This is a genomic window from Sphingomicrobium sp. XHP0239, assembly GCF_039555325.1.
Classification (GTDB): Bacteria; Pseudomonadota; Alphaproteobacteria; order Sphingomonadales; family Sphingomonadaceae; genus Sphingomicrobium; species Sphingomicrobium maritimum.
Genome location: NZ_CP154608.1, coordinates 2,129,042 through 2,152,472, shown reverse-complemented (window position 1 = coordinate 2,152,472; position 23,431 = coordinate 2,129,042). Strand labels below are relative to the sequence as shown.

The 23,431-nt window shown below is 66.6% G+C and carries 22 protein-coding genes and 1 tRNA gene; 19 read left to right on the top strand and 4 right to left on the bottom strand.

From position 1 onward, the window contains the following. The first annotated feature begins 120 nt into the window (after nt 1-120). The 8 genes from aroF to WJT74_RS10855 are packed head-to-tail and all read left to right on the top strand — an operon-like array spanning nt 121 to nt 8,514. A complete protein-coding gene (gene aroF, locus WJT74_RS10890) occupies nt 121-1,134 on the top strand; it encodes a 3-deoxy-7-phosphoheptulonate synthase (RefSeq protein WP_343344755.1) in 1,014 nt (337 codons plus the stop codon). 23 nt (nt 1,135-1,157) lie between these two features. Beyond that, the gene (locus WJT74_RS10885) at nt 1,158-2,639 is read left to right on the top strand and encodes a chorismate-binding protein (protein ID WP_343344753.1); all 1,482 of its coding nucleotides are present in this window, start codon (nt 1,158-1,160) and stop codon (nt 2,637-2,639) included. Continuing rightward, nucleotides 2,636-3,232, top strand: a complete 597-nt coding sequence (locus WJT74_RS10880; protein ID WP_343344750.1) for an anthranilate synthase component II — start codon at nt 2,636-2,638, stop codon at nt 3,230-3,232. The genes WJT74_RS10885 and WJT74_RS10880 overlap by 4 nt, the downstream gene beginning before the upstream one ends. A 16-nt stretch (nt 3,233-3,248) precedes the next feature. Continuing rightward, on the top strand, nt 3,249-4,295 hold the full coding sequence (gene trpD, locus WJT74_RS10875) for an anthranilate phosphoribosyltransferase (RefSeq protein WP_343344748.1): 1,047 nt from the start codon (nt 3,249-3,251) through the stop codon (nt 4,293-4,295). Beyond that, a complete protein-coding gene (trpCF, locus tag WJT74_RS10870) occupies nt 4,288-5,664 on the top strand; it encodes a bifunctional indole-3-glycerol-phosphate synthase TrpC/phosphoribosylanthranilate isomerase TrpF (RefSeq protein ID WP_343344746.1) in 1,377 nt (458 codons plus the stop codon). The genes trpD and trpCF overlap by 8 nt, the downstream gene beginning before the upstream one ends. Continuing rightward, entirely contained in the window at nt 5,661-6,836 is a 1,176-nt protein-coding gene (gene trpB, locus WJT74_RS10865) for a tryptophan synthase subunit beta (RefSeq protein ID WP_343344743.1), read from the top strand. Before trpCF ends, trpB begins: the two co-directional genes overlap by 4 nt. Beyond that, the gene (gene trpA / locus WJT74_RS10860; RefSeq protein WP_343344740.1) at nt 6,833-7,648 is read left to right on the top strand and encodes a tryptophan synthase subunit alpha; all 816 of its coding nucleotides are present in this window, start codon (nt 6,833-6,835) and stop codon (nt 7,646-7,648) included. The genes trpB and trpA overlap by 4 nt, the downstream gene beginning before the upstream one ends. Beyond that, nucleotides 7,645-8,514 carry a pirin family protein gene (locus tag WJT74_RS10855; protein ID WP_343344737.1) on the top strand — a complete coding sequence of 290 codons (870 nt, stop codon included), beginning with the start codon at nt 7,645-7,647 and terminating at the stop codon, nt 8,512-8,514. Before trpA ends, WJT74_RS10855 begins: the two co-directional genes overlap by 4 nt. Nucleotides 8,515-8,541: 27 nt before the next feature. On the opposite strand, the gene WJT74_RS10850 is transcribed toward WJT74_RS10855, so the two are convergent. Beyond that, nucleotides 8,542-8,616 (bottom strand) — tRNA-Gly (locus WJT74_RS10850). 166 nt (nt 8,617-8,782) lie between these two features. Here WJT74_RS10850 and WJT74_RS10845 point away from each other — a divergent pair. Beyond that, entirely contained in the window at nt 8,783-9,694 is a 912-nt protein-coding gene (locus WJT74_RS10845) for a tetratricopeptide repeat protein (RefSeq protein WP_343348177.1), read from the top strand. After that, nucleotides 9,691-10,326: an LON peptidase substrate-binding domain-containing protein gene (locus WJT74_RS10840; RefSeq protein WP_343344734.1), complete on the top strand. Its 636-nt coding sequence runs from the start codon at nt 9,691-9,693 to the stop codon at nt 10,324-10,326. The genes WJT74_RS10845 and WJT74_RS10840 overlap by 4 nt, the downstream gene beginning before the upstream one ends. 25 nt (nt 10,327-10,351) lie before the next feature. Here WJT74_RS10840 and WJT74_RS10835 read toward each other — a convergent pair whose 3' ends face one another. Then, nucleotides 10,352-11,563 (bottom strand): UbiH/UbiF/VisC/COQ6 family ubiquinone biosynthesis hydroxylase, encoded by a 1,212-nt coding sequence (locus WJT74_RS10835; protein WP_343344731.1) that lies wholly within the window; start codon nt 11,561-11,563, stop codon nt 10,352-10,354. 94 nt (nt 11,564-11,657) lie between these two features. On the opposite strand from WJT74_RS10835, the gene WJT74_RS10830 reads away from it, so the two are divergent. The 4 genes from WJT74_RS10830 to ribA all read left to right on the top strand — a co-directional run bounded on the left by WJT74_RS10830 (nt 11,658) and on the right by ribA (nt 16,774). Continuing rightward, nucleotides 11,658-13,982, top strand: a complete 2,325-nt coding sequence (locus WJT74_RS10830) for an FtsK/SpoIIIE family DNA translocase (RefSeq protein WP_343344728.1) — start codon at nt 11,658-11,660, stop codon at nt 13,980-13,982. A gap of 92 nt (nt 13,983-14,074) precedes the next feature. Next, complete coding sequence (locus WJT74_RS10825; protein ID WP_343344725.1) at nt 14,075-14,686, top strand: LolA family protein; 612 nt, start codon at nt 14,075-14,077, stop codon at nt 14,684-14,686. Nucleotides 14,687-14,939: 253 nt separating this feature from the next. Continuing rightward, the gene (gene xth / locus WJT74_RS10820) at nt 14,940-15,734 is read left to right on the top strand and encodes an exodeoxyribonuclease III (RefSeq protein ID WP_343344722.1); all 795 of its coding nucleotides are present in this window, start codon (nt 14,940-14,942) and stop codon (nt 15,732-15,734) included. Then, nucleotides 15,731-16,774 (top strand): GTP cyclohydrolase II, encoded by a 1,044-nt coding sequence (gene ribA / locus WJT74_RS10815; protein ID WP_343344719.1) that lies wholly within the window; start codon nt 15,731-15,733, stop codon nt 16,772-16,774. Before xth ends, ribA begins: the two co-directional genes overlap by 4 nt. Here the strand turns inward: ribA and WJT74_RS10810 are convergent. Next, the gene (locus WJT74_RS10810) at nt 16,771-17,418 is read right to left on the bottom strand and encodes a YggS family pyridoxal phosphate-dependent enzyme (protein WP_343344717.1); all 648 of its coding nucleotides are present in this window, start codon (nt 17,416-17,418) and stop codon (nt 16,771-16,773) included. The genes ribA and WJT74_RS10810 overlap by 4 nt on opposite strands. A 47-nt stretch (nt 17,419-17,465) precedes the next feature. Here WJT74_RS10810 and WJT74_RS10805 point away from each other — a divergent pair, with 47 nt between their 5' ends. Next, nucleotides 17,466-17,957 (top strand): thiamine phosphate synthase, encoded by a 492-nt coding sequence (locus tag WJT74_RS10805; protein ID WP_343344714.1) that lies wholly within the window; start codon nt 17,466-17,468, stop codon nt 17,955-17,957. A 10-nt stretch (nt 17,958-17,967) separates the two neighbouring features. Here WJT74_RS10805 and WJT74_RS10800 read toward each other — a convergent pair whose 3' ends face one another. Beyond that, nucleotides 17,968-18,735, bottom strand: a complete 768-nt coding sequence (locus tag WJT74_RS10800; RefSeq protein WP_343344712.1) for a hypothetical protein — start codon at nt 18,733-18,735, stop codon at nt 17,968-17,970. Nucleotides 18,736-18,961: 226 nt separating this feature from the next. Here WJT74_RS10800 and WJT74_RS10795 point away from each other — a divergent pair, with 226 nt between their 5' ends. From WJT74_RS10795 to holA, 4 genes are read left to right on the top strand one after another with little or no spacing between them, the layout of a single operon-like run. Next, nucleotides 18,962-19,399 carry a DUF3576 domain-containing protein gene (locus WJT74_RS10795; protein ID WP_343344710.1) on the top strand — a complete coding sequence of 146 codons (438 nt, stop codon included), beginning with the start codon at nt 18,962-18,964 and terminating at the stop codon, nt 19,397-19,399. Between the two features lie 6 nt (nt 19,400-19,405). Next, complete coding sequence (gene leuS, locus WJT74_RS10790; RefSeq protein ID WP_343344707.1) at nt 19,406-21,928, top strand: leucine--tRNA ligase; 2,523 nt, start codon at nt 19,406-19,408, stop codon at nt 21,926-21,928. Beyond that, nucleotides 21,928-22,428 carry an LPS assembly lipoprotein LptE gene (gene lptE, locus WJT74_RS10785; protein WP_343344705.1) on the top strand — a complete coding sequence of 167 codons (501 nt, stop codon included), beginning with the start codon at nt 21,928-21,930 and terminating at the stop codon, nt 22,426-22,428. Before leuS ends, lptE begins: the two co-directional genes overlap by 1 nt. Continuing rightward, nucleotides 22,425-23,429: a DNA polymerase III subunit delta gene (gene holA / locus WJT74_RS10780; RefSeq protein ID WP_343344702.1), complete on the top strand. Its 1,005-nt coding sequence runs from the start codon at nt 22,425-22,427 to the stop codon at nt 23,427-23,429. Before lptE ends, holA begins: the two co-directional genes overlap by 4 nt. Nucleotides 23,430-23,431: the final 2 nt, after the last annotated feature.

Sequence of the window (23,431 nt, the reverse complement as noted above, 5' to 3'; positions counted from 1 at the left end):
ACGGCGGCGCCCGCGCTCACTTCATCGTGACCGACAGCCCGCCATCGAGCGGGCTTTTTTGTGTCAGCCGTCCGGCCCGCTCTTTTTTCTACCGACTTTCCGAGAAAAGAGACCCGATCCATGATTATCGTGATGAAGCCCGACGCCGACCAGGCGACGATCGACCGATTGCTCGACAAGATCGAGAAGAAGGGGCTGAAACCGCTTCACATGCCCGGGGCGGAACGCGTGGTTCTGGGTGCGCTGGGTGACGAGCGTGTGCTCGCCGAACTGAACCTCGAGGCCGAACCGTCGGTCGAGAGCGTGAAGCCCATTCTCGCTCCCTACAAGCTGGCGGCACGCGATTTGCATCCGCACGATACGCGCGTCGCGATCGGCAAGACCGTGATCGGCGGCGGGCGGTTCGCGCTGATCGCGGGGCCATGCGCGGTCGAGGGCGAGGAGCAGCTTCGCAAGAGTGCGACCGCGGCCAAGGCGGCGGGAGCGCGGATCCTGCGCGGCGGAGCCTACAAGCCGCGCACCAGCCCCTACAGTTTTCAGGGCAAGGGACCCGAGGGGCTGGCGCTTCTGAAGCAGATCGGGGGCGAGCTGGACATGCCGATCCTCACCGAACTGGTCGATCCGGCCGACCTCGACCTGATCTGCGACCATGCCGACGCGATCCAGATCGGCACCCGCAACATGCAGAATTTCGAACTGCTGAAAGCGGTCGGCAAGGTGAAAAAGCCGGTCGTGCTCAAGCGGGGCATGGCAGCGCGGATCGACGATCTCCTGATGGCGGCGGAATATATCCTCGCGGGTGGGAACGAGGAGGTGGTATTGTGCGAGCGCGGCATCCGCACGTTCGAAACGGCGACGCGCAACACCCTCGATCTCGCGGCGATCCCCTTGCTGAAGGAGAAGACGCACCTGCCGGTGATCGTCGATCCCAGCCACGGAACGGGCAAGCGCAGCCTGGTCGCACCGATGGCGCTGGCGGCAGCGGCGGCGGGCGCGGACGGGGTGATGGTCGAAGTGCATCACGATCCCGCGCAGGCTTTGTCCGACGGGCCGCAGTCGCTCTATCCCGAACAGATGGAGGCATTGGGCGGGCAACTGTCGCGATTGCTGCACGCGCTGGGTCGCGAATTGTGAGAAGCGATACACCCCGAGTGCTCGTGCGCCGCTTGCCCGGCGCGCACGATCCGGTGGCGCTGTTCGCGGCCTTGCAGTCCGAAGGACGCGGACGGGCGTTGTTTCGCCGGACCGGCTGCACGGCGCTGATCCTCGTCGATGCGGCGCTGGAGCTGGAGGCGCGGGCGCGAACGGCGCGCCTTCGGGCGCTCAGCGAGAATGGCCGGGCCATGTTGAAAACGCTCGCGACGGACGACGAATCGGCGCCGGGTCGATGCGAAGGCGATGCGATGACGTTCGCGTTCGAGCGCGTCGACGCGATGGACGATGCGGAGCGGCTTCGCGCCGCGTCGCCGCTCGACCTGCTGCGCACGATGGCGTCGGCGGGTCCGCGCGAGGACGACGAGCCCTTCGCCAGTGCGGTCTTCGCGCTGCTGGGGTTCGATCATGTCGATATGGCGGAGACGCTGCCACCGCGTCCCGAGGGCGATTTTCCCGATCTGATCGCGGCGCTCGCGGAGACATTGGTGGTGGTCGAACCGTCGGGGTCGGCGCGGATCGTCGCGCTGGTGGCGGGAGCGAAGGACGAGGCGACCGCGCACCGACTGTCGCATCTCGCCAGCGAACGGATCGCGCTTCTCGCCAATCGCATCGCCCCGATGCGGGCGCCGGATGTCCCGGTGGTTCTGCCGCAGGCGGCCACATCGGAGATGGACGATGCGGCCTTTGCCACGATCGTCCATCGGTTGAAGGAGAATGTGGCGGCGGGCGACGTGTTTCAGGTCGTGCCGAGCCACAGCTTCCGCGTCGATTGTGCCCATCCGATGGGGGCGTTCCGACGACTCGTCGCCGTCGATCCGAGCGCCTATCATTTCTTCATCGAAACCGGGTTCGGCACGCTCTTCGGCGCCTCCCCCGAACCGGCGGTAGAGGTGCGGCCGGGACGCGATGCGTGCCGCGTGTCGGTCAGCCCGATCGCGGGGACGCGGCCGCGCGGGACGACGCACGATGCGGACGACCGGCTGGAAGCGGACCTGCGGCTCGATGCCAAGGAAACGTCGGAGCATCTGATGCTGGTCGATCTGGCGCGCAACGACGTCGCGCGGGTCGCGGTGCCGGGCACACGTCGAGTGACGAGCCTGATGCGGGTCGAACGGTTCGCACGGGTCATGCATCTGGTCTCGACCGTCGAGGGCGATCTGGCCGAGGGGCTCGACGCCATCCACGCGATCCGGTCCTGCCTCAACGTCGGGACGCTATCGGGCGCACCCAAGCTGCGGGCGATCGAGCTGATCCGTCATGTCGAGGGAGAGCCGCGCGGTCCGTACGGTGGGGCCATCGGCGTGCTGACGGGCGAGGGGGCGTTCGACAGCGCGGTCGTGATCCGGTCGGCGTGGGTCCGCGATGGCGTGGCACAGGTTCGGGCGGGAGCGGGGGTCGTTGCGGACAGCGACCCCGCCGCCGAGGCCGCCGAAACGCGCGCCAAGGCAAGTGCGGTCCTCGAAGCACTGGGCGCCGCGGCATGAGACTGCTGATCATCGACAACAAGGACAGTTTCACCTTCAACCTCGTCGATGCGTTCGCGCAGGCGGGGGCGACCGTTCGCGTCGTCAGGAACACGATCTCCGCCGCCGAAGCGATGGCGCAGGCAGACGGCGGCGCGATCCTGCTTTCCCCCGGGCCGGGACGTCCGTCGGAGGCGGGCTGTTGTCTCGAACTGTGCGAACGCGCGCGGGAGCGGGTGCCGCTGATCGGTATCTGCCTCGGCCACCAGGCGCTGGTCGAAGCGGCGGGAGGAGCGGTCGTCCGCGCCCCGCAACCCCACCACGCCAAGGTCACGCCCCTTGTCCACGGCGGCGCCGGCGCGCTGGCGGGACTGCCCGATCCGTTGTCGATCGGGCGCTACCATTCGCTTTCTACGCCGGTGTCGCACCTTCCCGATCGTTTCATCGTCGATGCGGCCCATGAAGGGCTGGCGATGGCGGTGCGCGACGATCACGGACTTCAGCTCGGGTTGCAATTCCACCCCGAATCCATTCTCACTCCGCGCGGCGATCTCCTTATCGCCAACCTCCTTGGCTGGGCGCGCACCGCGTCCGCCCCCCGCCGCGCCGCCTGACAGGATCTGTTTTGCCATGACCCCTCCCGCCAGCCTGCCCGACGATCTGGGCCCCGTTCCCAACCCGCTGCCAAAGCTATTGTCGGGCGAGGATCTGCCGTCCGAGGACGCGCAGCACCTGTTCGAACGGCTGGTTCTGGGACGCTTGTCGGAGGCCGAGATCGCCAGCGTCCTCGTCGCGCTGCGGATGAAGGGGGAAACGCCCGAGGAAATGATCGGGGCGGCGCGTGCATTGTTCGATGCGGCCGAGGCCTTTCCTTCGCCCGACGGGTTGTTCGCGGATTGCTGCGGTACGGGGGGCGACAGTTCTGGAATCATCAACATCTCGACCGCCGCTGCATTCGTCGCCGCCGCCTGCGGGCTTCCGGTCGCCAAGCACGGCAACCGGTCGGTCAGCTCGAAATGCGGCTCGGCGGACGTCCTGGAGGCATTGGGCGCGCGGATCGACATGCCACCTGCCGAAGCGCGCGCGCTGATGGACGCGACGGGATTCTGTTTCCTCTACGCTCCCGCCTATCACCCCGGCATGCGACACGCGGGACCGGTCCGGCGGCAACTGGGGGTTCGGACGGTGATGAACCTCCTTGGGCCGTGCGTGAACCCGGCACGGCCTCCGGTGCAGTTGCTGGGGGTCGCGGACCCCAAGCTGCTTCGCCGGATCGCGAAGACGTTGCAGGCGACGGGAGTGAAGCGGGCATTGGTCGTGCACGGGGCGGGGCTGGACGAACTGGCGTTGCACGGCGACAGCCGCGCGATCCGGCTGATCGACGATACGCTCGAGGAGATCACGATCGCGCCCGAGGACGCGGGTCTCGATCCCGCACCGCTCAAGGTCCTGAGCGGGGGCGATGCCGCCGAGAATGCGAAGCGGCTGCGGGCGATTTTCGAGGGCAGCGGCGCACGGGCCGAGCGGGACATGGTGGCGCTGAATGCCGGCGCGCTGCTGTATGTCGCGGGGCGGGCGGACAGTCTGGCGGACGGCGTGACGCGGGCAGGCGCGGCCATCGACGGCGGCGACACCGCAAAGACGCTCGACGCCTATGTGGAGGCGAGCAATGGCTGACGTTCTGGCGCGGATCGTGGCGCGCAAACGCGGCGAGGTCGCCGAGCGGCTATCCAAGGTGCCACGCGCGGAACCGACACGCCGCAGCCTGATCGGTGCGCTGCGTCGCCCGGGCGCGCGTTTCATCATGGAGGTCAAACCCAAGAGCCCGTCGGGCCATGTCGCGCGTCATACGCCCGACGAAGCCGTCAGCGCCTATCGGCACGTTGCCGATGCGCTGAGCGTATTGACCGACGGTCCCGACTTCGGCGGATCGCCCGAATTGCTGCAGCACATCCGCGGGAATTACGGCGGCCCGATCCTGGCCAAGGATTTCATCGTCGATCCGGTGCAGGTCGACGAGGCGCGATCGCTGGGCGCGGACGCGGTGCTGGTCATGCTGTCGGTGCTGGACGATGCGACGGCGAAGGCCACGGTGGAGCGGGCCCGGAGGTTCGCGATGGATGCGCTGGTCGAAGTACATGACGAAAACGAACTGGAGCGGGCGTTGGCGCTCGACGCCGCGTTAATCGGGATCAACAACCGCGACCTCAAGACGCTGACGACCGATCTGGCGGTAACCGAACGACGGGCGCCGAAGGTACCCGACACGGTCACGCTGATCAGCGAGAGCGGCATCGCGGGCCATCGCGACGCCGCGCGGCTGGCGGGCTGCGTGGACGGCTTTCTCGTCGGATCGCATCTGATGGCGGCGCCGGACATCGCCTTCGCCGCACGCGAGCTCGTGCATGGCGTGACGAAGTTGTGCGGCATGACGCGGGTAGCCGACGTCGCGATGGCGGCGCGGGCGGGCGCGACCCATGTGGGCTTCATCTTCGCGCCGGGCACGCCACGCTTTCTCGGCGTGGAACGGGCTCGGACCCTGACGATGATGGCGAAGGATGCGGGGCTTCGGACGGTCGGGGTGTTCCGCGGCGTTGCGGACGAGACCATTGCCGAGACGGCGCGCACCCTCCGGCTCGATGCGGTGCAGATTCATGAAGCGGCACCGCGCGACCGGGTGGGATCGTTGCGCGAGGCGTTGCGCGAAGGAACCGAACTGTGGGGTCTCGCCCCGGTCGAGGACGGCACGATCGGCGCGTCGCCCGAGGGCGTGGACCGGACGATCTTCGACACCAGCCGCGCGGGCGCGTCGGGAGGCACGGGCGTGTCGTTCGACTGGTCGGCGCTGGCCGAGCGAGCGGACCTGGGCGATGCCATGCTGGCCGGCGGGATCGGACCCGACAATGTCGCGGCGGCGGCGCAGGTGGGCGCTTACGGCCTGGATCTGTGTTCGGGCGTCGAGGCGGAGCCCGGCACGAAGGATTCCGACAAAGTCGCGGACCTGTTCGCGCAATTGCGGCATACGGATCGGAGAACGGCACGATGAGACAGAAAGGCCGATTCGGTGAATTCGGCGGGGCCTATGTTCCCGAGATCCTCGTCCCCGCGATCGAACAGCTGGAGGCCGCCTATCTCGACGCGATCGAGGACGAAGCATTCCTTTCCGAACTCGATCATCTGCTCAAGACCTATGCCGGCCGCCCCACCAGCCTGACGCGGTGCCGCAATATCGGCGACGAGAAAGTACGACTCTATCTCAAGCGCGAGGATCTGCTGCACGGTGGTGCGCACAAGACCAACCAGGTCATCGCGCAGGCGCTGCTCGCCAAGCGCATGGGCAAGACGCGGCTGATCGCCGAGACGGGCGCGGGGCAGCATGGCGTGGCCACCGCCATCGCGGGCGCTCTGTTCGGGATGGAAACCAAGATCTACATGGGCGCGCTCGATGCCGAGCGGCAGAAGCCCAACGTGTTCCGCATGGAATTGATGGGCGCCGAGGTGATCCCGGTGGAGATCGGTAGCCGGACGCTCAAGGACGCGGTCAACGAGGCTCTGCGCGACTGGACGGCGAGCTTCGTCGACACGCATTATTTGCTCGGGACCGTCGCGGGGCCGCACCCGTTCCCGCAGATGGTCCGCGATTTCCAGCGCGTGATCGGTCGCGAAGCGCGCGAGCAGCTGTTGGAGGTCGAGAATAGATTGCCCGACAGCGTGATCGCCTGCGTCGGCGGCGGATCGAACGCGATCGGCATCTTCTACGATTTCATCGGCGATCAGGACGTCGAACTGGTCGGGGTCGAGGCGGCGGGCAAGGGACTCGACAGCGGCGAGCATGGAGCGACGCTGCAGAAGGGACGGCGCGGAATCCTGCACGGGGCGGAGACCTTCCTGATGCAGGACGACGACGGACAGGTGGGCGAAAGCTGGTCGGTTTCGGCGGGGCTCGACTATCCCGCGGTGGGACCCGAACATGCGTTTCTGATGGAAAGCGGGCGCGCCGCCTATGTCGGCGTGACGGACGCGGAGGCGCTGGCCGCCTTCCAGCGGTTGTCGCGCGAGGAGGGCATCATCCCCGCGTTGGAGACCGCGCATGCGCTGGCCGAAGCGTTCAAGCGCGTCGCAGCGGCGCAGGCCGCGGGCGAGGAGCGCGTCATTCTGGTCAACCTGTCCGGACGCGGCGACAAGGATCTGGGCCAGGCGCGGGAATTGCTGGCATGAGCACGCAGCGATACGGCGCCATGTTCGCGCGGTGCGAGCGCGAGGGCGAGGGAGCCTTCGGTGCGTTTCTGACGCTCGGCGACCCCGATCCCGAGACGAGCTATGCCTTGCTGATGGCGTGCGTCGAGGGCGGCGCGGACATGCTGGAAGTGGGAATTCCCTTCTCCGATCCGGTCGCCGACGGGCCGGTCATCCAGGCCGCCTCGCAACGGGCTCTGGCAGCGGGGGTGCGCACCGACGACTGCTTCGAGTTGATCGCCCGCGTCCGTGCGGCGGCCGGCGACGTTCCGATCGGGATCCTCACCTATGCCAATCTGGTCGCGGCGCGCGGACGCGAGCGATTTGCGCAGGCGGCGGCGGAGGCGGGGGCGGACAGTCTGCTCGTCGCCGATGTGCCTTCATTGGAGGCGCCGCCCTATGCCGAGGCGTGCCGGGCCGCGGGGATCGATCCCGTCTTCATCGCGGCACCCAACGCGAGCGCGACAACCATCGAGACGATCAGCGCGCTGGGCTCGGGCTACACCTATTGCGTGGCGCGCATGGGGGTCACGGGGCAAAGCAGCGGCATGGCGCTCGATCATGGCGACCTGTTCGCGGCACTGCGCGCCCACGGCGCGCCGCCACCGGTACTGGGATTCGGGATCTCCACGGCGAACCAGGTTCGCGCGGGTCTGAAAGCCGGCGCGGCGGGCGTGATCTCCGGCAGCGCGATCGTCGATGCGGCAGCCTCGTCCGATACGCCGGTCGACGCGGTGCGCGATCTGGTCGCGGAGTTGAAAGCGGGAACCATCGGAGCGGCGAAGGGTCGATGACCACAATGACCCGCCGATCGATCCAGTCCGTCCATTCCGCCCATCGCGACGATATCGGCGACCTCGTCACGCGCCGGCCCGTTCCGGGACCCGGCCTGCCGCAGATCGATCCGTTCCTCTTCCTCAATCACCACGGTCCCCAGACCTATCCGCCCGGAAACGGCGGGCTGCCGTTCGGGCCGCATCCGCATCGAGGGTTCGAAACGGTGACCTTCGTCATCGAGGGAAGTCTTGCCCATCACGACACGGGCGGAGGGACGAGCGTGGTCGGACCGGGCGGGGTGCAATGGATGACCGCCGGGCGCGGGCTGATCCATGCCGAACTATCGCCCGACGCCTTCAAGAAGGACGGCGGGCCGCTCGAGATCCTGCAATTGTGGGTGAACCTGCCCGCGCGTCTCAAGATGACCGATCCCGACTATCACGAGGTCCCCGCGCGCGAAATATCGGTCTTTGAGCTGGCGGAGGGCGTGACCTTCCGGGCGGTGTCGGGGACGGAATCGGCGCCGGTTCGCTCGCTGACCGGAGTGACGGTCGGGCTGATCGACATGGCGGCCGGAAGCACGGCCGAACTGTCCGTTCCCGCCGGGCGCAACCCGTTGTTCTATACCGTTCGTGGATCGGTCGAGGCGAACGGCAGCCGCATCGAACCCTATCAGCTGGTCCGCTTCGCCGACGATGGCGATACGATCGCGGTGCATAGCGCCGACGGATGCCTGATCCTGTTCGGCCATGCCGAGCCATTGGACGAACCCGTCGTGGCGCATGGCCCGTTCGTGATGAACAGTCAGGAGGAAATCGCGGAAGCCGTGCGCGCCTACCAGCGCGGCGAGTTCGGCGACCCGCGCGCTCTTGCCCGCGGGTAAGGCGCGCTTCGTCGATGAAGAGAGAAATGGAGCGGGCGAGGCGATTCGAACGCCCGACCCTCACCTTGGCAAGGTGATGCTCTACCCCTGAGCTACGCCCGCTCACTGGCGGATCGGGAATCGCGGGCTCGCCGCCTCCCCGATCGGGTGAAGGGGCAGATAGCGGGCAAGGCTATCGCCTGCAACCCCTTTCGGAAGGCTCGGTTGCGGGGCACGCGTGCGGCACCCATATGAGGTGCTGTCGATGAACCGGGAGAATGACGACAGCATGGCCAGTCTCAGCATGACCGAAGACGAACGCACGGCGCTCCAGGCTTTCGAGCAGCGCGTGATCCAGCCGTCGATGAGCAAGCTGGTGATCCTGCAGTTCACCGCGAGCTGGTGCGGGCCGTGCAAGCAATTGTCCCCGATCCTCGAGAAGGTCGCCGCGGACTATGCCGACAAGGGCGTGGTCCTCGAGAAGCTCGACGTCGACGAGGACAAGTTCATCGCCGCGCAGTTCCGCATCCAGTCGGTACCGACGGTCTATGCGATCTTCCAGGGCCAGCCCGCCGCCGATCTCACCCCCTACCGAACGCCGGGTCAGTTGAGCCAGGCGCTCGACCAGCTCGTCCGTCAGCTTCCGCTCGAGGGCGAGGCGCAGGAGGCCGAGCAGGAAATCGGCCCGCTCGTCGAGATGGGCGAGCAGGTTCTGGACAGCGGCGACGGCGAACGGGCGATGATTCTGTTCTCCCAGCTGCGCGAGATGGATCCCGACAATCCGCGAATTGTCGCCGACATGGCCCGAGCAATGATCCTCACCGGCAAGATTGACGAAGCCGCCGCCCTTCTCGACGGACTGGACGAGAGGACCGCCGCCGATCCCGCGATCGCGCAGGCCCGTGCCCAGCTCAAGATGGCGGGGATGGGCACCGAGGCGATCGACACGTCGCCCTACATCGCCCGGCTTGAGGCCGATGCCGACGATCATGAGGCTCGATACCGGCTGGCCGAAGGGGCCATGGCGGCGGGCGAACGGGATGCCGCGGCCGATCAACTGCTCGAGATCGTCTCCCGCGACCGGGACTGGGAGGACGGCAAGGCCCGGGCTACCTTCCTCGAACTGATCGAGGCCGCGGGCCTAGAGGACGACTGGTCGCGCCAGCAGCGGCGGCGTCTATCGGCGGTGCTGTTCACATGATGGGAGCCGAGCCCATCCGCATTCCCATCTTTCCGCTGCCCGGCGCGATCCTGTTTCCGCGAGCGCAGCTTCCCTTGCATATCTTCGAGGCGCGCTATCGCGACATGATCCGCGACGTCGTCGCAGGCGAAGGCCGGATCGCGATGATCCAACCGCTGCGCGACGGCGAAGGAGCGCCGCTGCACAAGGTCGGATGTATCGGCGAGATCGTGGCACTCGACGAACTGGACGACGGGCGTTTTAACATCGTGCTGGAAGGATCCGACCGGTTCCGGATGATCCGCGAGGCCGAAGTCGATACGCTCTACCGGCAGGCCGACGTCGATCTCGCCGATTTCGACGATGCGCGCACCCCCGATCCGCTCGGCCCCGCGCGCCGGTCGTCGGTTGAGGACGAGGCCCGCAAGTTCGGTTCCGCGCTTCAACTCGAAATCGACTGGGAGGCGGTGCAGCGACTGGACGACGAGACGCTCGTCAACGCGATCGCGCAGATCGCACCGTTCGACATCTCGTCAAAGCAGGCCCTGCTCGAGGAACGCGACCTTGCCCCGCGCGCGGATCTGCTCGTCCAGCTGATGCAGTTCCAGCGCATCGCCCCCGGTGGTCCCGACGCGGACCAGACCTTGCAATAGGTCGAAGGCTCGACGCGGGCGCTCGTCAGATGGGCAGCCCGCGGAGCAGCAAGGGTAGCTCGCCCGCCGTGCCGCGCGCTTCGTCCATCAACCTCTGTTTCACCGGCCCCAAGCGGTCGATCATCGCCATGCCGAACCGCCGCACCGCGGACGCCGGCTTGCCGGGGAGGCCGTAGAGGCGCGTCAATCCGTCGGTCGCCATCGCGACCATGAGCGTGTCGACGCTACGCCATTGCTGGTAGCGGTCAAGCAGCTGCGCGTCGCCAAGGTCGAGGCCCTTGCGCCGACCTTCGACGAGCACCTGCGCAAGGGCGGCCGCGTCGCGATAGCCGAGGTTGACGCCCTGGCCCGCGATCGGATGGATGCCATGCGCCGCATCGCCGATCAGCGCGAGGCGGGTGTCGGTGATGCGGACCGTATGATGGAACCCCAGCGGGTAGGACGACCGCGGCGCCAGCATCGAGATCTCGCCCAGAAAACCGCCCATCGCCGCTTGCGCCTCGGCAGCGAAATCGTCGTCCGACAGCGCGAGCATCCCCGGCGCATCCTTGGCAGCGACCGACCAGACGATCGCCGAGCGATGGCCGCCCTCATCGTCGGTCATCGGCAGCAGCGCGAAGGGGCCGGCGGGATAGAAGATTTCGTAGGCGATGTTCCGATGCGGTCTTTCGTGCCGAAGCGTCGAGACGATCGCGGCGTGATCATAGGTCCAGCGTGCGACACGGATGCCCGCCGCCTCGCGCGAGGGCGAATTGCGTCCTTCCGCTCCGACGAGCAGTCGTGCGCGGATCTCCTCGCCATCGTCGAGCGTGACCCGCACACCCGTTTCATCACGGACGATTTGCGTCGCCTTGCGTCCGAACTGCAGATCGAGGTTCGTGCCTGCCCGCGCGCGATCGAGCAGTGCGCGCCGCAGGTGGCGATTCTCGTACATCCAGCCGAGCGGCTCGCCCTCGTCCTCGGAATCGAACACCAGCCCACCCGGATCGAGACCGTCCGAAACCTTGATCTGCGCGATCGGGCTTCCCGGTTCAGGAAAATGATCGCCGATGCCGATCGTGTCGAACATGCGCTTCGACGAGGAGGACAAGGCGCTCGCCCGCCCGTCATAGGCGCCGGTGAGCCGTACCTCGGGATCGGCGGGGTCGATGACGGTGGCGGCAAGACCCGCCTGGTCCAGTGCTGCGGCGAAGGCGAGGCCGACCAGGCCGCCGCCCATGATCACGATATCGCTCATGCTGCCCCTCTTAAGCCATCTGCCCGTCGGTCGATAGAGCGTTGACCCGCGAGTCCACCAAGGGCCAAAAGGGGAACGGGATAGGGGTATGGACATGGCGACACGGGCATCATCGGGAACGGTCGGGAGCTGGGCGGCGGGCGCGTCGGCGCTGCTGGCGCGCACCTTGCGACGGTTGGGCGGCGTGGCATTGCTCGTGCTGGCCGGTGCGCTGGCGGTGGCACTCGCGACGCACGACATGACCGACGCGAGCCTGTCGACGGCGGCCGGGGACGCGGCGTCCAACTGGCTCGGGTCCGCCGGCGCCTATACCAGCGATTTTCTCTACCAGCTGTTCGGTCTGGCCAGTTTGCTGTTCCTGCCGTTGCTGGCGGTCGCGGGATGGCGGCACCTGCGCCTCGCCGAGCCGGGAAGCGCGCGGCGGACGCTGGCACTGGGCTTCGCGGCGGTTCTGCTGGTCGCGACGGCGGCGGCGTTGTTTTCGGAGACCGAAGCGGCGGGGCTTCCGGCGGGCTATGGCGGATTGCTGGGTCTGGCGGGGAGCGGCGCGGTCAACGCCGGCATCGCCCTCATCGGCGATTCGGGAATCGAAGGACCCGTGCGCCTCTCGGTCGTCGCCATCGCGCTGATCGCCGGACTGGCGCTGTTCGTGATGGCACTGGCGCTGCGCGAGGAAGAGCGCGCGGGTCTCGGCAAGATCGTCACCGCGCCCGCGTCGGTGAAACTGCCCAAGCGCGAACCGCGCGAGCGTGCTCCGCGGGCCGAGAAACCTTCCAAGCGCGAAAAGAACACGGCCAAACCGCCCCGGGACGTCGCGGTCGCCGAACCGGGGCCGCGCATCGCCGCCGCCGATCCCAAGAAACCGAGGCGCGGCGCGCAGGCGCAGCAGAAAAGCCTCGCGCTGGGAGACGATTACGAGCTTCCGAGCCTCGAACTTCTCGCGCCGCCGGGCGAAGAGGTGAACGCGCAAGTCGACAAGGCCGCTCTCGAGCGGAATGCGCGCGTGCTCGAGGGCGTGCTCGAGGACTTTTCGGTGCGCGGCGACATCGTCGAGGTGAAGCCGGGTCCGGTGGTGACGATGTACGAGCTGGAACCCGCGTCCGGGATCAAGGCGAGCCGGATCATCCAGCTGGCCGACGATATCGCGCGCAACATGAGCGCATTGTCGGCGCGCGTCGCAACGATTCCGGGGCGGAGCGTGATCGGGATCGAGCTTCCAAATGCCGAGCGCGATTTCGTCAACATGCGCGAGCTTCTGGGCTCGGAGGAGTTCGACGACAGCGGCATGAGCCTTCCGATCATTCTGGGGAAGGACATTTCGGGCGGGGCGGTGATCGCCGATCTCGCGCCGATGCCGCACCTGCTTGTCGCGGGGACCACCGGGTCGGGCAAGTCGGTCGGGCTGAACGCGATGATCATGAGCCTGCTCTACAAACTGTCGCCCAACGAATGCCGCTTGATCATGATCGATCCCAAGATGCTCGAACTCAGCATCTACGACGACATCCCCCACCTTCTCAGTCCGGTCGTGACCGAGCCGCCCAAGGCGATCCGCGCGCTCAAATGGACGGTCGAACAGATGGAGGAACGCTATCGCATGATGGCGAGTGTGGGCGTGCGCCAGCTGTCGGGGTTCAACAAGAAGGTCGTCGAAGCGAAAGCCAAGGGCAAGCCGCTGGGACGGCGCGTGCAGACCGGATACGATGCCGAGACGGGGCAGCCGACCTACGAGACCGAGGAACTCGACTATGCGCCCTTGCCGCAGATCGTGGTGGTGGTCGACGAGCTGGCCGACCTGATGATGACCGCGGGCAAAGAGGTGGAATTCCTGATCCAGCGGCTGGCGCAGAAGGCGCGCGCGGCGGGGATCCACCTGATCATGGCGACGCAGCGGCCGAGCGTCGATGTCATCACCGGCGTGATCAAGGCCAATCTTCCGACCCGCATCAGCTTCGCGGTGACCAGCAAGATCGATTCGCGCACGATCCTCGGCGAACAGGGGGCCGAGCAGCTGCTGGGCAGGGGCGACATGCTCTACATGCCGGGCGGCAAAAAGATCATCCGCGTTCACGGGCCTTTCGTGTCCGACGAGGAAGTGCGAAAGGTCGCCGACCATTGGCGCGAACAGGGTCAGCCCGATTATGTTCAGGCCGTGACCGAGGAGCCCGAAGACGGCGGATTCGCGCTCGACGGTTCGCCTGCCGACGACGATCCCGAAACCGCGCAGCTGCGCCAGGCGATCCAGATCGTCGCCACCAGTCAGAAGGCTTCGACCAGCTATCTCCAGCGCCAGTTGCGCGTCGGCTACAACACGGCCGCACGCCTGATCGAGCGAATGGAGGAAGAAGGGCTGGTCGGCGCTCCCGACCATGTCGGCCGCCGCGAAGTCCTGATCGACCGCGACGGGCAACCGATCTGACGCGAGGGCCTGAACGCGGGGGAACATCGACGTTCAAGGGCTATTCAACCCTCAGAGCCTATCACGGCGACAAGATTTCGATGGAGTATCTTATGTCCAAGCCCCTGTTTGCCCTTGCCGTTCCTGCCGCGATCGCCGCCAGCGCGATGATCGCAGCGCCCGCGACGGCGCAGAAGAAGCCTTCGATCGACCAGGTCGAGACGCACCTGCGCGGCACCAGTTCACTGACCGCGCAATTCACGCAGACCGACGGCAAGAATCGGTCCGTCAACGGCGTCCTGAGCCTCAAGCGTCCGGGCAAGGTTCGATTCGATTATGGCAAGAATGCCAACATGCTGATGGTGTCGGACGGCTCGAACCTGCATTTCATCGATTACGAAGTGGGGCAGAAGTCGAGCTGGAAGATCAAGGACTCGCCGCTGTCCGTGCTGCTCGAGCGCAATCCCGATCTTGATCGGATCGCACGGATCGTGCCGTCGAAAGACGATCGCGTCGTCATCGTGCGGGCACGCGATTCGCGGCGCCCCGAATTCGGCACACTGATCATGGCCTTCACCAAGAGCAGCGGCTCGCCGGGCGGACTGCGTCTGGAAGGCTGGACCGCGATCGACGCGCAGAACAAGCGCACCGCGGTCAAGCTGACCGGTCAGAAATACAATGTTTCGGTACCCGACAGTCGTTTCGCGTATCGCGAGCCCAAGTAGGGACTCGTTCGTAAACGAAACTGTTCATGCTGGCGCAAGCCTCTCTTTACTATACCGAATCATAGACAGGTGACCGCCGGGGTTTCCCCCTGTTACCCGGGCAGGACACCGTCGCCTTGCGTGACGAACGCTAGGTCGGCCCTCGCTCCACGCCCCCGGAGCGGGGGCCTTTTTTATGGCATCGGGTTGGCGCAGGGGCGAGGCTCGCGCTAAGTCTCGCGCAACGATCTTCTCAAACGACGGACAATGCGTTTTGACCTGCCTGACCATCGCCAGCTGGAACATCAATTCGGTGCGCGCGCGGCCCGACCTCGTCGGACGGTTCCTCGACGAACAGGATCCCGACGTCCTCTGCCTGCAGGAGACCAAGGCGCACAACGATGTCTTTCCGCGCAAGTTCTTCGAGGAACGCGGCTATCCGCACATCGCGCTCAATGGGCAGAAGATGCACCACGGTGTCGCCACGATCTCCAAGGTGCCGTTGGAAGAAGATTTGCGCCACGACTGGCAGGACAATGGCGAGGCGCGCCATATCGGCGTCCGGGTTGCCGGGCTGTTCCGGCTCGAGAATGTCTACGTCCCCGCCGGGGGCGATGTCCCGGATCGCGACGTCAATCCCAAGTTCGGCCAGAAACTCGACTTTCTCGATCGCATGACGGCGTGGGGTCAAAAGTTGGCTGAGCCGACTTTGATCGTCGGCGACTTCAATGTGGCACCGCTGGAATGTGACGTCTGGAGCCACAAGGCGCTGATCAACGTCGTCAGCCACACGCCGATCGAGATCGAGACGTTGCAGCGGTTCAAGGACAGTCACGACTGGGTGGACCTGGGACGGAAGTTCATCCCCGCGCCCAACCGCTGTTACACCTGGTGGAGCTACCGATCGCCCGATCACACCAAGAACGACCGCGGTCGTCGGCTCGACCATATGTGGTGCAGCCCCGCGCTCGAGCAGCGCGTGACCCGGCACGAGGTCCTGGAACCCATCCGGGGGTGGGAGAAACCGTCGGACCATGTTCCGTTGATGGTCGAGGTCGACTGCTCGTGAGAGAGGCGCCCGGCGAGGCGGCGGTTGCGAGGGGCATAGCAGCCCTGCGCGCCGGACGCCCTCTGGGGATCGAGGGGGGGCCGACGTTCCTGTCGCTGGAAACGGCGACCGAGCCGATGCTGGCGCTACTCGATCCGGAGGCCCGGGCCCCCATCCTGATGAGCGGTCAACGTGCCGCCTCACTGGGGCTCGGCAACCGACGGGAGGCGGCGGACGAGATGCAGCCCGTCCGGGTTGCGCGGACCGCATGGCTGACACCGCGCGAAGCGGTGCGGCTGGTGGATCCCGCCAACGATTTTTCGCGCGGTCCCACGGGGCCGCTGGAAACCGTGACAGCGCAACCGGGGGATGCGGACGCCATCCGGTTGCTTCGCCTGGCAGGACTGCTTCCGGCGGCGTGGGTTCTGGATGTCGAGGCGGCCCAACTGACGCGCGACGATCTGGCAAGCGCTCGGAACAGCCTTCGCGAGGTTGCGCGGGCGAAGCTCCCGGTCGACGGGGTGGCAAGAAGCCAGATGGTGGCGTTTCGCGATGCGATGACGGGGGACGTGCATGTCGCCCTGTTGATCGGCGACGGTTTCGGCGGGGAGCCGCCGTTGGTCCGGATCCACGACGAGTGCCTGACCGGCGATGTGTTCGGCAGCCTCAAGTGCGATTGCGGACCGCAATTGAAGGAAGCGCTGCACCGGATCGACGCCACCGGAGCGGGCATCCTTCTCTATCTGCGGCAGGAGGGGCGGGGGATCGGGATCGCCAACAAGCTGCGTGCCTATGCGCTGCAGGACCGCGGTCTCGACACCGTCGATGCGAACCGTCGCCTGGGTTTCGCCGACGACGAGCGCGATTTCGGGATCGCCGCCGCGATGCTGGAGGCGCTGGGGGTGCGCTCGGTGCGGTTGCTGACGAACAATCCGCGCAAGGTCGAAGGACTGCGGGGCGAGGGCATTTCGGTCGAGCGGATCGCGCACCAACTGCCGACCAATCCCCACAATGCCGACTATATCGCGACCAAGAAGGACCGGTCAGGACACCTCGACTAGGACCGCTCGCCGAACAGTGCGGAGCCGACACGGACATGGGTGGCGCCCAGCATCACGGCCTCCTCCAGATCGGCGGACATGCCCATCGACAGACCGTCGACGCCATGACGTCGCGCAAGTTCGGCGAGGAGCGCAAAATAGGGCGAGGCTTCCTTGTCCTGCGGCGGAAGGCACATGAGACCGACCAGGGGAAGCGAGTGGCCGCGCACCGCGCGAAGAAAGCCGTCGAGCGCCGCAGGCCCGAGGCCGCCCTTCTGTTCTTCCGCGCCCAGATCGACCTGGACGAACAGGTCGGGGCATCGCTCACCCTTGTCGCGTTGCTTTACGAGCGCTTTCAGGAGCGAGGCGCGATCGAGCGAGTGGATCGTGTCGAACAGGGCCATCGCATCGGACGTCTTTTTCGACTGAAGCTGGCCGACCATGTGCAGCCGGACGTCGGGAAAATCCGCCTTTAGTGCGGGCCATTTTTCGGCCGCTTCCTCGACTCGGTTTTCCCCGAAATCGCGATGCCCTGCCTCGAGCAAGGGCCGGATCGCCGCCGCATCGTGCCGCTTCGAAACGGCAATCAGGACCGGGCGATCCGCCCGTTCCGCCCGCCGTGCCGCGGCGGTGATGCGCTCTTGAACCTCTTGGAGCCGTGTCATGCGCGTCGCTATAGGGGCTTATGGCCCGTCCCCATACCCCCTGGCTAATGACCGACGAGCGACTCGGCGACGAATTGTTTGCGGCGATCGAACGGGTGCCGGCGGGGGGCGGCGTCCTGTTCCGCCATGATGGAGCGCCCGACCGCGCAGCACTGGGGCAACGCGTGGCAACGAAGGCGCGGGAATGCGGCCTAGCGCTGGCCGTCGCGGGTGACGTAGCGCTGGCCGATTCGCTCGACGCCGACATGGTCCACCGCCCGCAAGGAGAGACGCGGCGCCCGGTGAGCCTTCCCGTCCACAATGCAGCCGAAGCGGAGCGGGCGAATTCCCGTGGGGCGGTGATGGTGTTGGTCTCGCCGATCTTCGCCACCCGTTCCCATGCCGATGCGAAGGGACTGGGGGCAGAGGCGGCCGGCGCGCTGGCACGTCTGTGCGACGCGCCGGCAATCGCATTGGGCGGAATGAATGCCGAACGGTTCGAGATGCTGGACAGAGACCTGTTCGCGGGATGGGCCGGGATCGACGCCTTCCTACGCTGAGCAGCGCGGATCAGAAGCGCAGTTTGGTCCCGACGTAGACCGACTGGCTGTCGACCCGGGAATTCTCGCTTTCAGGATCGGTCAGCCGGTCGCGATCGATGCGATAGCGGACCCCACCCGTGATCGCGATGTTGCGCGTGACCTTGACCGCGGTGCCGACGTCGAGCGCGACATTCTCCTTGGGAGCGATCGCGGGAGCGATCCGGCTCGTTTCGCGATCGGCCGAAACCGTCACGCGCGGCGTGACGCCGCCAAGGTCGTAGCTGACCCCGACACGAGCGCCTTCGCGGTCGACGAGCGTCTGGCCGGTACTGGTGGCTCCGCGCCGTTCGCTTACATCGCCGCTGACGCCGAGCCGTTTCCAGCCGACATCGACGCCGAGGTTGTAATCACTGGGTGTTACGTCGACGCGGCGCGGCGACGGTGCGACCGAGGCGACGCGCCGATCGCCCGCTTCGCGCGTGGGGACGGAGGCACGAGTCGCGACGCGAACATCGTCTTCCTTGCTCTTCACCACCCCGGTGCGCGTAAAGCTCAGCCGTTCGGTCGATCGCGGCGTCCCGACACTGGCAGACAGGCGGGGGTCGGCCTTGGCCGGAGTGAAGCCCGCGGGCTTGCCCGATACGGTGGAGGGCGGAGCGACCATGAAGGCAGCGACGTCATCGCGAGCCGAGGCCGGCAAGGCGGCAAGCACCACGGCGGCGCCGAGCGGAAGCACGGCGAGAAGGCGCCCGAAAGCGCCTCGCTTTTCCGTCACTTGCGTCTCTGCCCCTGTCACGTCGGAGTCTCCTGCCACGCCATGGGATATAGCGCGACGAGCATGAAGGTTCCATGCTGACTGGGACGTTTACAGGGAGTCTGTGGCTTTGCGCCCACAACCCGGGCGAACGATGTTCAGGATCGGGACAGGCCGATGCGCCTTCCCTTCCGGCGCGGCGGCGGTTAATCGGGGGAACGAACCACCGGCCCGCCGGTGACCTCATCTATTTGCAAAAGGTGTTTCGATGAAGATTTCGCTTGGCCTCGGCACCGCGCTCGCTGCGCTGACCCTCGGCGCGTGCGGCGGCGGTTCGACCGTCGCTCCGGTTCGCACCGCCCCGTCACAGCTGACCCAGATCGGGGTGAACAGCTATCTCTATCAGGCCGCGGTCGACACGCTGAGCTTCGCGCCGCTGTTGCAGGCGGATGCCACCAACGGTGTGGTTCTAACCGACTGGTTTGCGGCACCCCAGGCGCCTGGCGAACGGATGAAGATCACCGCCGCGATCCTCGATGCAGGCCTGCGCGCCGACGCGGTGCGCGTCACCGCCATTCGCCAGGTCAACGAGAATGGCGCCTGGGTTTCTGCGCCCGTCGAAGCCGCGACGGTGCAGAAGCTCGAGGACATCATCCTCACTCGCGCTCGCGACATCCGCCGCACGACCATCGCTCCTTCGGGATAAGGCTTCATGACCGAGCGCTTCGACACGGGCGCCGCCGAGCGCCGCTGGCAGGCGCGCTGGGAGGACGAAGAGACGTTCCGCGCCGATTCGGGCTCGGACAAGCCCAAGGCCTACATTCTCGAGATGTTCCCCTATCCGTCGGGGCGCATCCACATGGGACACGTCCGCAATTACGCGATGGGTGACGTCCTGGCCCGCTACAAGACGATGCGCGGGTTCGAGGTGCTGCATCCGATGGGCTGGGACGCCTTCGGAATGCCCGCGGAAAATGCCGCGATGGAGCGCAAGGTCCATCCCGGCGCCTGGACCCGCGACAATATCGAGGCGATGAAGGCACAGCTCAAGCGGCTTGGCTTCGCTCTCGACTGGAGCCGCGAACTGGCGACCTGCGAGCCCGAATATTACGGGCACGAACAGGCGCTTTTCCTCGATCTGCTCGATGCCGGCCTCGTCTATCGCAAGGAGAGCGAAGTCAACTGGGACCCGGTCGACATGACGGTGCTCGCCAACGAGCAGGTGATCGATGGCAAGGGATGGCGCTCCGGCGCGGAAGTCGAGCGCAAGAAGCTGTCGCAATGGTTCCTGAAGATCACGGCGTTCGCGGACGAACTGCTGGAGGGGCTGGAGACGCTCGACCGCTGGCCCGACAAGGTGCGGCTGATGCAGGAAAACTGGATCGGCAAGAGCGTCGGTCTGGAGTTTGCGTTCCGGCTGGCCGAGGGCGCGGGCGATCAGCATGACGTCACCGTCTTCACCACACGTCCCGACACGATCTTCGGCGCCAGCTTTGTCGCGATCGCGGCGGATCATCCGCTGGCACAAGCCGTCGGAGAGCGCGATTCTGACGCGGCCGCCTTCATTGCCGATCTCAAGAAGGGCGGGACGAGCGCTGCCGACGTGGAAACCGCGGAAAAGCGGGGATACGATACCGGTCTGAAGGCGATTCATCCGCTCGATCCGGAATGGCAACTGCCCGTCTACATCGCCAACTTCGTGTTGATGGATTATGGCACCGGCGCGGTGTTCGGGGTGCCCGCCCACGACCAGCGCGACTTCGAATTCGCCACCAAATACGATCTTCCGATCGAGCGCGTCGTGGCTCCCTCGGTCGACGAAGCGGACAAGACCGTGGACGACGAGGCCGACACCGATCCCGGGGTCGCGGTCAATTCGCGGTTTCTCGACGGCATGACGACCGACGCCGCCAAGGCCGCGATCATCGAGCGGGCCGAGGCGGATGGATGGGGCGAGGCGAAGACCGTCTTCCGCCTGCGCGACTGGGGCGTCAGTCGGCAGCGCTATTGGGGCACGCCCATCCCGATCGTGCATTGCGAGAAGTGCGGTCCGGTCGGCGTTCCCAAGAACCAGCTCCCGATCGTTCTCCCCGAAGACGTATCCTTCGACACGCCGGGCAACCCGCTCGATCGCCATGCCGAATGGCAGCGCGCCGATTGCCCGAGCTGTGGCGGCGCGGCGCGACGCGAGACCGATACGCTCGACACCTTCGTCGATTCGTCGTGGTATTACATGCGCTTCGCCAGCCAGCCCGACGGCGCGCTGTTCGACGCGGCCGAGGTCGATGCCTGGTTGCCGGTCGATCAGTATATCGGGGGGGTGGAGCATGCGATCTTGCATCTGCTCTACGCGCGGTTCATCAGCCGCGCGCTGAGCCATGTGGGCAAGGTCAAGGTGAAGGAGCCGTTCGCGGGCCTCTTCACGCAAGGCATGGTGACCCACGAAACCTACCGGAGCCTCGACGGGCGCTGGCTGGCCCCGACCGAGATCGCGGTCGGGGAAGACGGCGCGATGATCGAACGCGCGACCGGCAGCGGCATCGAACGCGGCCGCGTGGAAAAGATGTCCAAGTCCAAGCGCAATACCGTCGATCCCGATCCGATGATCGAACGCTATGGTGTCGACGCGGTGCGCTGGTTCATGCTGTCCGACAGTCCGCCCGAACGCGATCTCGAATGGTCCGAAGGCGGAATCGAGGGGGCCAATCGTTTCGTGCAGCGCGTCTGGAAACTTGCGAAACAACCGATCGACGGTTCGGGGGAGGACAAGGATCTTGATCGCAAACGGCACGTCGCCACGAAGGCCGTGACCGACGCGATCGAGGCGTTGCAGTTCAACAAGGCCGTCGCGGCGCTCTACGAATTAGTGGCGGCTGTCGAGAAAGCGCCGAAATCCGCCACGCGCGATTACGTCATCGACACCCTGATCAGGCTCGTAGCGCCGATGGCCCCGCACCTCGCCGAGGAATCGCACGCCGCCCGCGGCGGTTCGGGTCTGGTAGCGACGAGCGCCTGGCCCGCGTTTGACCCGGCTAAGCTGGTCGAGGACGAGGTAACGATCGTCGTTCAGGTCAACGGGAAGCTGCGCGACAAGATGGTCGTCGAGCGGGGAATGGAGAAGGATCGGGTCGAACGCGCCGCCTTGGCGCTCGACAAGGTCACCGCCCAACTGGACGGCGCCGCGCCGAAAAAGGTCATCGTGGTTCCGGACCGGCTGGTGAACATCGTCGCGTGATGATGCGGCTGCTCTTCCTCGTCGGCACCGCGATGCTGCTCGCGGGATGCGGATTGCGGCCGCTTTATGGAACGGGCGGTTCGCATCCGACGAAGACGGCGCTGGGCGCCGTCGCGGTCGCGCCGATCGACGAACAGTCGGGATGGTTGCTTCGCAATGCACTGGTCGATCGGCTGGCGGGGCCTTCGGGAACGCCCGACCCGCTGTATCGGCTCGACGTGGTGATCGACGACGATATCACCCGGTTCGGTCTGCGCAGGGATGCCGCCACCACGCGCGAGCGGCGAACCTTGCGCGCCCGGTACCAGCTGGTCGAGATCGCCACCGGCCTGACGCTCGTCGATGCGAGCGCCGGGTTCGACGCGGGGATCGACATCACGTCGAGCCCTTATGCCACCGTCGCGGCGGAGCAGACCGCGCTCGAACGGCTGTCCTCGGAAGTCGCGGACGACATCGTCGCGCGGCTGGCACTTTATTTTCGCAACCGGCCGCAGGAATGAAGGCGAAGTCTTCCGAGTTCGCGAAGATCATCTCGCGGCGCGACCCGCTGCGCCTCTATCTCTTTCATGGCGTCGACGACGCGGGATCGCGCGGCCTCGGCGAGCGGCTGGCGAACGCCTTGGGAGGCGAACGCGTCCGCCTCGACCCTTCCGCGCTCAGGACAGACCCCGGTAGGCTCGTCGACGAGGCTGCGGGCGCTGGATTGTTTGCGGACACCAAGCTGCTCTGGGTCGAGCCGGTAGGGAATGAATTCGAGGGGGCCGCCGACGCCTTGCTGGGCGCACCGACGATCGAATTTCCCGTCGTTGCCATTGCGGGGGCGTTGACGCGGGGAAGCAAACTTCTGAAGCGGGTCGAGGCCGACGAGCGGGCGATTGCTGTCGTCAGCTATGCTCCCGACCAGCGGGACATGGTTCGCGAGATCAACGCGATGATCGAGGCCGCGGACCTGCACGCCGAGGAAGGCGTGGCGGGTCGGCTGGCGATGGCAAGCGATCTCAATCGCGACATCGCCCAACGGGAAATTGAAAAACTGACGGTTTTCCTGGGTTCGGAACGTCAGCTTACGCATGAGGCGATCGACGCTGTCGGGGCCGATTACGGCGATACGGAATGGCTCGCGGTCGGTGACGCGGCGATGCAGGGCGACATCGACGCCGTCGAGGCGGCGCTTTCTGCCCTGTCGCCCCAAGCTGCAGAGGCCACCACACTGCTGCGGGCGCTTCAACGGCGTATCCAGATGCTCGCGCCGCTGAGCGCGCGCGTCGCGGCAGGCGAGAGCGCGCAAGCGGTGCTTGCGTCGATGGGTAGAGTCCTGTTCTGGAAGGATAAACCCGTCGTGGCACGGCTGCTGTCGCTGTGGCCTGCCGACAAACTGGCGCGCCTCGCCGACCGCGTCGCTCGCGCCGAACGGGCCGCGATGCTCGAGCCGGGAGCGCGTCGGGCCATGCTGGGCGAGGAATTGCTGGCCATCGCCCGCGTCGCGAACCGGCGCCGTTAACC

Excerpts from the sequence above, each read along its gene's own strand:
- aroF (WP_343344755.1), top strand. The coding sequence starts at position 121 with ATGATTATCGTGATGAAGCCCGACGCCGACCAGGCGACGATCGACCGA.
- WJT74_RS10880 (WP_343344750.1), top strand. The coding sequence starts at position 2,636 with ATGAGACTGCTGATCATCGACAACAAGGACAGTTTCACCTTCAACCTC.
- trpD (WP_343344748.1), top strand. The coding sequence starts at position 3,249 with ATGACCCCTCCCGCCAGCCTGCCCGACGATCTGGGCCCCGTTCCCAAC.
- trpCF (WP_343344746.1), top strand. The coding sequence starts at position 4,288 with ATGGCTGACGTTCTGGCGCGGATCGTGGCGCGCAAACGCGGCGAGGTC.
- trpB (WP_343344743.1), top strand. The coding sequence starts at position 5,661 with ATGAGACAGAAAGGCCGATTCGGTGAATTCGGCGGGGCCTATGTTCCC.
- trpA (WP_343344740.1), top strand. The coding sequence starts at position 6,833 with ATGAGCACGCAGCGATACGGCGCCATGTTCGCGCGGTGCGAGCGCGAG.
- WJT74_RS10855 (WP_343344737.1), top strand. The coding sequence starts at position 7,645 with ATGACCACAATGACCCGCCGATCGATCCAGTCCGTCCATTCCGCCCAT.
- WJT74_RS10845 (WP_343348177.1), top strand. The coding sequence starts at position 8,783 with ATGGCCAGTCTCAGCATGACCGAAGACGAACGCACGGCGCTCCAGGCT.
- WJT74_RS10840 (WP_343344734.1), top strand. The coding sequence starts at position 9,691 with ATGATGGGAGCCGAGCCCATCCGCATTCCCATCTTTCCGCTGCCCGGC.
- WJT74_RS10835 (WP_343344731.1), bottom strand. The coding sequence starts at position 11,563 with ATGAGCGATATCGTGATCATGGGCGGCGGCCTGGTCGGCCTCGCCTTC.
- WJT74_RS10830 (WP_343344728.1), top strand. The coding sequence starts at position 11,658 with ATGGCGACACGGGCATCATCGGGAACGGTCGGGAGCTGGGCGGCGGGC.
- WJT74_RS10825 (WP_343344725.1), top strand. The coding sequence starts at position 14,075 with ATGTCCAAGCCCCTGTTTGCCCTTGCCGTTCCTGCCGCGATCGCCGCC.
- WJT74_RS10810 (WP_343344717.1), bottom strand. The coding sequence starts at position 17,418 with ATGACACGGCTCCAAGAGGTTCAAGAGCGCATCACCGCCGCGGCACGG.
- WJT74_RS10805 (WP_343344714.1), top strand. The coding sequence starts at position 17,466 with ATGACCGACGAGCGACTCGGCGACGAATTGTTTGCGGCGATCGAACGG.
- WJT74_RS10795 (WP_343344710.1), top strand. The coding sequence starts at position 18,962 with ATGAAGATTTCGCTTGGCCTCGGCACCGCGCTCGCTGCGCTGACCCTC.
- leuS (WP_343344707.1), top strand. The coding sequence starts at position 19,406 with ATGACCGAGCGCTTCGACACGGGCGCCGCCGAGCGCCGCTGGCAGGCG.
- lptE (WP_343344705.1), top strand. The coding sequence starts at position 21,928 with ATGATGCGGCTGCTCTTCCTCGTCGGCACCGCGATGCTGCTCGCGGGA.
- holA (WP_343344702.1), top strand. The coding sequence starts at position 22,425 with ATGAAGGCGAAGTCTTCCGAGTTCGCGAAGATCATCTCGCGGCGCGAC.